Raw genomic sequence first — 4,478 nt, 5'->3', positions numbered from 1 at the left:
AATTGTTGGCAGGGGTAAGTGTATAATAGAGAAAGGGAAAAAATGATAAACAATATTAAAAATAAATTTAAAGATTACAAACCATATATAAACGGTTATGAAAATATGAAAAGAGCATCTGTATTAATTCCAATAGTAGAAATAAATAACATACATCATATATTATTTGAAGTTCGCTCAAAAAATTTAAAGCATCAACCCAATGAAATTTCTTTTCCAGGTGGAAAAATAGAGTCTAACGAAACTCCTTATGAAGCCGTTATTAGAGAGACATGTGAGGAACTTGGAACTTTTAATGACAATATAGAAGTTATAGCAAGTCTTGACTTACTTATAACGCCTGTAAAATTTATAATACATCCCTATTTAGGATATATAAAGAACATCAATAATTTAAATATAAATAAGGGTGAAGTTGACCATACTTTTTTGGTACCTATAAAATATCTTTTAGAAAATCCTCCAAATACCTATAATAATACAGTCAAAGTTTTTCCTGATGAAAATCTTCCATATGGTTCAATTCCAAATCAAAAAGATTATAAATTTGAAAGTGGAAGTTATCCTGTTCTATTTTATAAATATAAAGATTATGTAATTTGGGGAATAACAGCAAAGATATTAGAAAATTTTTTAAATTTCTTATCAGAATAATACTTGTATTCAAATACTCAAATTTTTATATACGAAGTTTTTAAAATTTTCTAAATTTAAAATTCTAAAAAAGATATGAAATTATATTTTATACTTGATTATTGTTCAATTATTATTACACAATTTTTGATACAATTTCAAGCTAAGCACTATTTATTAATATCACACTATAAATAAATTATAGTATGATAATATATCTAATAAGATTAAGATATGAAATAAATGATTTTAATGTATGTTTATGGTAAAATATTAATAAACAAGTAAACTGATAAATCAGAGTATATGGAGGTGCTTATAATGTTTGCAGTAGGATTCACAGTTATAATTGCAATTGCCTCTTTCATTTTAAGTATATTGCTATTTAATGGAAAAGCAAGTATGTTATTAGCAGGTTATAATACTATGAGTGATAAAGAAAAAGCTCGATATGATGTAAAAAAACTATGTAGAAGTTCTAGTATTGTTACTTTTATTGTATCTATAATGTTATTTATCATGTCATTTTTGGGATATAGAATAGAGAGTGGACAAATGGATGAAAAAAAAATGCTTCCATTTGCTGTAATATTCATAATAGTTATACTTGCTAGTGTTCTTTTCAACATCTATTACTCTAATAAGAAATGTAAAAAATAAAAATTAGTAAGTAGCAGTTAATTGTGAAAGATTGACTGCTTTTTTATGTCTATTAGATATTTTAGCATTTAAAAAGCTCTATAAAAAATAACATATATAAACTTATAATGGTATAGTTGCCTTTCCTGCATGCCCATAGTCTATTATATAATATTTTAGTATATATAAAGAAATACTAAATATAGTTAGGTAAGCTTTGATAAAATAGAATAAAAAATAGATGTACAATTAATTTACATCCTATATCAAATTTATTTTTATTTATAATAGAAACTGAAATTAGCATAATATATATGATATGTTCTTAAAATTAAAAAATTTAATATATTTTGTTTTATAGTACATCTATTTCAATTGGTTTACATAATTTTATTATTTTATACAGTATTAATCATTTACTAGTACACCATTCAATGAAAATGTTCTAGGTTCAGTGATTTTAACCATAACTAATTTTCCAATTAAATCATCACTTCCACCTTCAAAATTTACAAGTTTATTTTGTCTAGTTCTACCAGCAAATTTATTTTCATTATTTTTGCTTCTTCCTTCGACCAAAACTTCAACTACTCTATTTTTATATTCATCATTTATCTCTGCTGAGATTCTATTTACTGCTTCTAATACTCTATTAAATCTTTCATGTTTTATTTCTTCTGGTATCTGATTTTCCATTTTAGCAGCAGGAGTTCCCTGTCTCTTAGAATAAATAAATGTAAATGCTGAATCATATCTAACTTTTTCAACCACATCTAGAGTATCTTCTAAATCTTCTTCTGTTTCTCCTGGAAAACCTATCATTAAGTCTGTTGAAAAAGCAATATCTGGAACTTCTTTTTTAGCCTTTTCTATTATTTCTAGATAATATTCCTTTGTATAATGTCTATTCATTTTTTTTAGAAGACTACTACTTCCACATTGTATTGGTAAATGTAAAAATTCACACACCTTGTCACAATCTCTAATTGCATATATCACCTCATCAGATATGTCTTTAGGATGAGATGTCATAAATCTAACTCTTTCAATTCCTTCTATATCATTAACTTTTCTTAAAAGTTCTGAGAATGCAACTGGATTTTCAAGTGTTTTTCCATACGAGTCTACATTTTGTCCAAGCAAAGTTATTTCTTTTGTTCCATTTGAAACAAGCTCTTTTATCTCGTTAATTATATCTTCAGGTGTTCTACTTCTTTCTCTTCCTCTTGTATATGGAACTATACAATAGGTACAGAAATTATTGCATCCATACATTATATTTACAAATGCTTTTAATTCAAATTTTCTATTACTTCTAAGACCTTCTATTACTTCTCCATCTACATCCCATACATCTACTAACATCTTGTCAGAATTTATTGATTCTGTAAGTAATTGTGGAAATTTATATAGATTATGTGTTCCAAATACAAGGTCTACATGTTTGTATTTTTTTCTTAATTCTTCTACAACATGTGGTTGTTGCATCATACATCCACACACAGCTATTTTCATGTTTGGATTTTTTCCTTTTAGATGCTTTAACTGACCTAAATTTCCATACACTTTTAGCTCTGCATTTTCTCTTACTGCACATGTGTTATATATTATTAGATCACTTTCTTCAACTATCATTGACATTTGGTATCCCATTTCTTCTAACATTGAACAAAGTTTTTCTGAATCATGTTCATTCATTTGACATCCAAAGGTTTGAGTAAACACGAGTTTTCTCTTTCCTGTTCTGTTGAAGTATTCTTCATTTTGTCTGTGTATTTGTTCTATATATTTATCTTGTTCTTGTATTTTCTCTATAGGTATTGTTACTTGTTTTCTTTTGCTCACGTCTATTCCTCCTAGTTAATTTCTTATATTACACATAACCTTAATTATATCAAATAAGAAAAATCTTTTAAAGGTATTATTAAAGTTTTAAGTATAATAAAAGACAGCTCAATGCTGTCTTTTATTATACTTTACTTTTATATAAAAATAGATTTTAAATCAATCCATTTACAATTCTACAAAATATATTTCTATTGATATCTAATAATGTACTCAGTTTATACTATACAAGTATATTAAATTAATCTTATTTAAGAAAATGAAATAATCATAATGTCTTTATAAAATAAACTTTTTATCATATCAAATAGATTTTAAATAAAATATTATAAATCATATATCTAATCAAATTTTAACTTTGGTAACTAACCCTTCTTATTGATAAATTAACAATCTTGAATAAAAATATTCCTGCAACTAAATTTATTAAAACAGTTGGTAATACTATTGTTAAGAATAAAGCTGTAAAAGAAGCTCCTGGAAGACCGACTATAGCTTGAGCAGCTAACAAAAAGATTGCTCCACTCACAAGTGTTCCTATTGGCATTATAATTGAAACTACTATAGTATCCTGTGTTTTTTTAGATAAGTTTTTTATAAAAGGCATTCTATAGCTAACATATATTAATAAAAATACTATATTTGCTGTAAGAGTTTTATCTATTATATTAGGAACTTGACCTCCTGGGAAACTTGATGTAAGTGCTGTAAATATACCTGTTACTATTCCTGCTATTAAGCAAGTTTTATAGTCATCTCTATTTAAAACTAATATTACAAATAACATTGTTAGTGGTATATCTGGTTTCATTGGTAATCCTATAGCAGGTGTAATTTGATGTATTAGTAATCCTATTGCTAAAAGTATTGCATTTAAAGTTAGTTTTTTTGTATTTGTTTTCATTTCTGTATTTCCTCCTAATTTTTTAATTTTTAATTTATTTTTTTGCCAGTCTTCTAAATCATCCTCTTTAGCTTTAGAAATTCATAACATCTATTTCACCACCTTCTACATATCGAATTTTTCGTAAAATAAAAAAACTCCGTCCTAAATTAATAGGACGGAGATTATCCGCGTTGCCACCTAAATTATATAAAAATTTAATATAAAACTCAATTTTTATATATCTCATTATCAGGTACTTACATACCCTATTCGCTATAACGTGCGACTGACGATAAAGTCTACTCTCAAAAATATGATTTTGATTTACTCCTCTAAGGCCCATTCATCAAATTTTTTCTTGCCAAGATTCCACCATCCTTAGCTCTCTATATTGAACCTAAATTTAACTACTCTTCCTTGTCATAGGATTTAATTTATTATATATTGTTTTACCATTAAAATAATGATATTACTT

At 25.7% G+C, this 4,478-nt stretch carries 4 protein-coding genes and 1 other annotated feature; of the genes, 2 read left to right on the top strand and 2 right to left on the bottom strand.

The window, feature by feature from the left end; translation table 11 throughout:
* The first annotated feature begins 42 nt into the window (after positions 1-42).
* Together KGF52_RS20415 and KGF52_RS20410 are read left to right on the top strand one after the other, a co-directional pair.
* Positions 43-654 carry an NUDIX hydrolase gene (locus tag KGF52_RS20415; protein WP_227841444.1) on the top strand — a complete coding sequence of 204 codons (612 nt, stop codon included), beginning with the start codon at positions 43-45 and terminating at the stop codon, positions 652-654.
* A gap of 300 nt (positions 655-954) precedes the next feature.
* Positions 955-1,293, top strand: a complete 339-nt coding sequence (locus KGF52_RS20410) for a DUF3784 domain-containing protein (protein ID WP_227841443.1) — start codon at positions 955-957, stop codon at positions 1,291-1,293.
* 387 nt (positions 1,294-1,680) lie between these two features.
* Here KGF52_RS20410 and miaB read toward each other — a convergent pair whose 3' ends face one another.
* Together miaB and KGF52_RS20400 are read right to left on the bottom strand one after the other, a co-directional pair.
* Positions 1,681-3,117, bottom strand: a complete 1,437-nt coding sequence (gene miaB, locus KGF52_RS20405; protein ID WP_227841442.1) for a tRNA (N6-isopentenyl adenosine(37)-C2)-methylthiotransferase MiaB — start codon at positions 3,115-3,117, stop codon at positions 1,681-1,683.
* A gap of 352 nt (positions 3,118-3,469) precedes the next feature.
* Positions 3,470-4,021, bottom strand: a complete 552-nt coding sequence (locus KGF52_RS20400) for a tryptophan transporter (protein ID WP_227841441.1) — start codon at positions 4,019-4,021, stop codon at positions 3,470-3,472.
* Positions 4,022-4,171: 150 nt separating this feature from the next.
* Positions 4,172-4,436 (bottom strand) — a binding site (T-box leader).
* Between the last annotated feature and the right edge of the window lie 42 nt (positions 4,437-4,478).

The organism is Clostridioides sp. ZZV15-6597 (assembly GCF_020657815.1).
In the GTDB taxonomy this organism is placed as follows: Bacteria; Bacillota; Clostridia; order Peptostreptococcales; family Peptostreptococcaceae; genus Clostridioides.
Note: the sequence above shows the minus strand (reverse complement) of the source record. Positions and strands in the feature narration are given on the sequence as shown.